Source organism: Pseudomonas putida (assembly GCF_028682475.1).
Classification (GTDB): Bacteria; Pseudomonadota; Gammaproteobacteria; order Pseudomonadales; family Pseudomonadaceae; genus Aquipseudomonas; species Aquipseudomonas putida_AG.
The window spans coordinates 1-2,791 of sequence record NZ_JANHLE010000064.1 but is presented as its reverse complement, the minus strand read 5'-3'; the positions used below and the strand labels follow the sequence as shown (position 1 = coordinate 2,791).

3 protein-coding genes are annotated in these 2,791 nt (G+C 61.7%); 2 read left to right on the top strand and 1 reads right to left on the bottom strand.

Annotation, left to right across the window (positions count from 1 at the left end; all coding sequences use genetic code 11):
• Positions 1-47: 47 nt before the first annotated feature.
• Entirely contained in the window at positions 48-1,283 is a 1,236-nt protein-coding gene (locus tag NPS47_RS25045; protein WP_274297404.1) for a cation:proton antiporter, read from the bottom strand.
• Between the two features lie 223 nt (positions 1,284-1,506).
• Here NPS47_RS25045 and NPS47_RS25040 point away from each other — a divergent pair, with 223 nt between their 5' ends.
• Together NPS47_RS25040 and NPS47_RS25035 are read left to right on the top strand one after the other, a co-directional pair.
• Positions 1,507-2,340, top strand: coding sequence for an EamA family transporter (locus tag NPS47_RS25040; protein WP_274297403.1), 834 nt, complete (start codon positions 1,507-1,509; stop codon positions 2,338-2,340).
• A gap of 25 nt (positions 2,341-2,365) precedes the next feature.
• Positions 2,366-2,752, top strand: a complete 387-nt coding sequence (locus tag NPS47_RS25035; RefSeq protein WP_274297402.1) for an MAPEG family protein — start codon at positions 2,366-2,368, stop codon at positions 2,750-2,752.
• The last annotated feature ends 39 nt before the right edge of the window (positions 2,753-2,791 follow it).

The following is a 2,791-nucleotide window of genomic DNA, read 5'->3' as shown; positions in this document are numbered from 1 at the left end:
CGGAATCAATTCACTCGGTGGGAGCGGGCTTGCCCCGCGATAAGGCCTCAAGGCTGCTCGGTCACCCCGCGCACCACCCGGCCAATCGTCAGACCCTGCAACAGGATCGACGACAGCACCACGATGTAGGTGATGCTCAGCAACAGGTCGCGCTCGGTGCCCGCGGGCAGCGACAGCGCCAGGGCCACCGACACACCGCCACGCAAACCACCCCAGGTCAGTACCCGCACGGTGCCGCGCGGCACCGTGCGCCAGCGGCGCAGCATGAGGATGGCCGGGGCCACGGTCAGCAGGCGCGACAGCAGGATCGCCACGGCCAGCACACCGGCCGCCGCCAGGTGCATCCAGGAGAACGGCAGCAGCAACAGCTCCAGGCCGATCAGGGCGAACAACAAGGCGTTGAGCATGTCGTCGATCAGTTCCCAGAAACCGTCCAGGTAGCGGCGGGTCATGTCGTTCATCGCCAGGTTGCGCCCCAGGTTGCCGATGATCAGCCCGGCCACCACCATCGCGATCGGTGCCGATACGTGCAGTTCGTAGGCCATGGCCGAGCCACCGATGACCAGGGCCAGGGTCAGCATGACCTCGACCTGATACTGCTCGATGCTTTTGATCATGCGGTAGGTCACGTAACCGATCAGTCCGCCGAACAGCGCGCCGCCAATGGCTTCGCGGGCGAACAGGATGGCGGTTTCGGTCGCTGTCGGAGTTTCGCCCAGTTGCGCGATGCCCAGCAATACGGTGAAGACCACCACCGCAGTGCCGTCATTGAACAATGACTCGCCGACAATCGTGGTTTTTAGCGGTTTCGAGGCATTGGCGGTACGCAGGGCGCCGAGTACGGCAATCGGGTCGGTCGGCGAAATCAGCGCGCCGAACAGCAGGCAGTAGAGCAGGCTGACGTGCCAGCCGAACAGGGCAAAGATCCAGTGGGCCAGGTAACCGATGACCACAGTGGCAATCAGTACGCCGACCGTGGCCAGCAGGCCGATCGGCCAGCGGTAGCTGCGCAGATCGGCGAGGTTGACGTGCAGGGCGCCGGCAAACAGCAGAAACGACAGCATCCAGTGCATCAGCAGGTCGTTGAAGTCGATCTGGCTCATCAAGCCTTGCACGCGCTCTTCCAGTCCCGGGTAGCCAATGACGCTCAGGCCTTGCAGCAACAGGGAAAAGAACAGCGCCGTGACCATCACGCCAATGGTCGGCGGCAGGCCGATGAAACGGTAGTTCAGGTAAGTGAGGAGGGTGGTCAGACAGATAAACGCAGCAACAAGCTCAAGCATTCCGGGTCCTGTAATGGCTTTCGATTTGGCACCCGATCCTATCGGGCAGGCCTTGGATGGTCTGGCGATGGCGTGGGGACACAGTTTTTTGACTGCATGCGTTGACCGCGCGGTGCGGATTTCGTTTCCAGCGCACGCGATTGTGCGCGACGTGGAACGGAGGGAAATGCTTAGATAGCGGCTGTCCATTGATGACCCGACCTGCATTGCCAAGGACCTTCGCGTGTTAGCCACTTCCCTGGTACTGGTTGCCGCACTGCTGCATGCAACCTGGAACACCTTGATCAAATTCAGCGGCGAGCGCCTGCTGGTCATTGCCAGCATGGACGCGGTGGCGTTGCTGTTTGCGCTGGTGATGGTGGCCTTCGTGCAGTTCCCGCCTGCCGAGGTCTGGCCGTGGTTGCTGGCGTCTGCGCTGTTCGAACAGTTCTACCGCTTTCTGTTGATCCAGGCCTATCGGGTCGGCGACCTGGGACTGGTCTATCCACTGATGCGCGGTCTCTCACCCTTGGTCGTGCTGGCGCTGACGCTGACCTTCGCTGGCGAAACATTAACCAGCCAGCAGATCATCGGCATTCTGCTGATCCCCTGCGGCATGGCCTGCCTGCTCTGGCAAGGCGGCGGCGGTGACCGCCTGCCCTGGTCGATGCTGCCGGTGGTGGCCTTGATCGGGCTGTGCATCGGTTGCTACACCTGGTTCGATGGCCAGGCGATCCGGCTCTGGTCGCAGCCGTTGGACTATCTTGTCTGGTTGACGCTGCTCAGTGCCTGGCCATTTCCATTGCTGGCCAGTGTCGCCCGGCGCGCGCCGTTCATGTTGTTCTGGCGTTTGCAGTGGCGGCTCGGCTTGACGGTCGGCTTATGCGTGTTACTCAGCTATGCCCTGGTGCTCTGGGCCATGCAGTTGGGCTCGGTGGCCGAAGCTGCGGCGTTGCGTGAAGTCAGCGTGATACTGGTGGTGCTGTTCGGCATGCGCTATCTCAAAGAACCTTTTGGCGGTCCGAGGCTCTTAGCCTGTGCCCTGGTGCTGATCGGCATGCTGATCATGAAATTTTGACGTTCCAACCGACAAGGACTTAGCCATGACCGTTGCTTTGTGGTGTGTATTGATTGCGTTGATTCTGCCGCTCCTGTGTACCAGCATCGCCAAGTTCAGCAGCGGTCGTTTCAACCTGCGGCAGAACCACGACCCGCGGGCGTTTCTCGACAAGCTCGAGGGCTTGCCGCGTCGCGCCCATGCCGCCCAGTTGAACAGCTTCGAAGCCTTTCCGGCTTTTGCCGCGGCAGTGATCATCGCCGACGTCGTCGGCAATGCCGAGCAGGTGACCCAGGACGTACTGGCGGTGCTGTTCATCACCAGTCGCCTGCTCTACATCATTTGCTACCTGGCCGACTGGGCCGCCTTGCGCTCGCTGGTGTGGTTCGTTGGCCTGGGGTTGGTCGTCTCGTTCTTCGTCATATCGGCTTGAAGCATTCGCGGGGCAAGCCCGCGCCCACCGGTTTTGAAC

Excerpts from the sequence above, each read along its gene's own strand:
- NPS47_RS25045 (WP_274297404.1), bottom strand. The coding sequence starts at position 1,283 with ATGCTTGAGCTTGTTGCTGCGTTTATCTGTCTGACCACCCTCCTCACT.
- NPS47_RS25035 (WP_274297402.1), top strand. The coding sequence starts at position 2,366 with ATGACCGTTGCTTTGTGGTGTGTATTGATTGCGTTGATTCTGCCGCTC.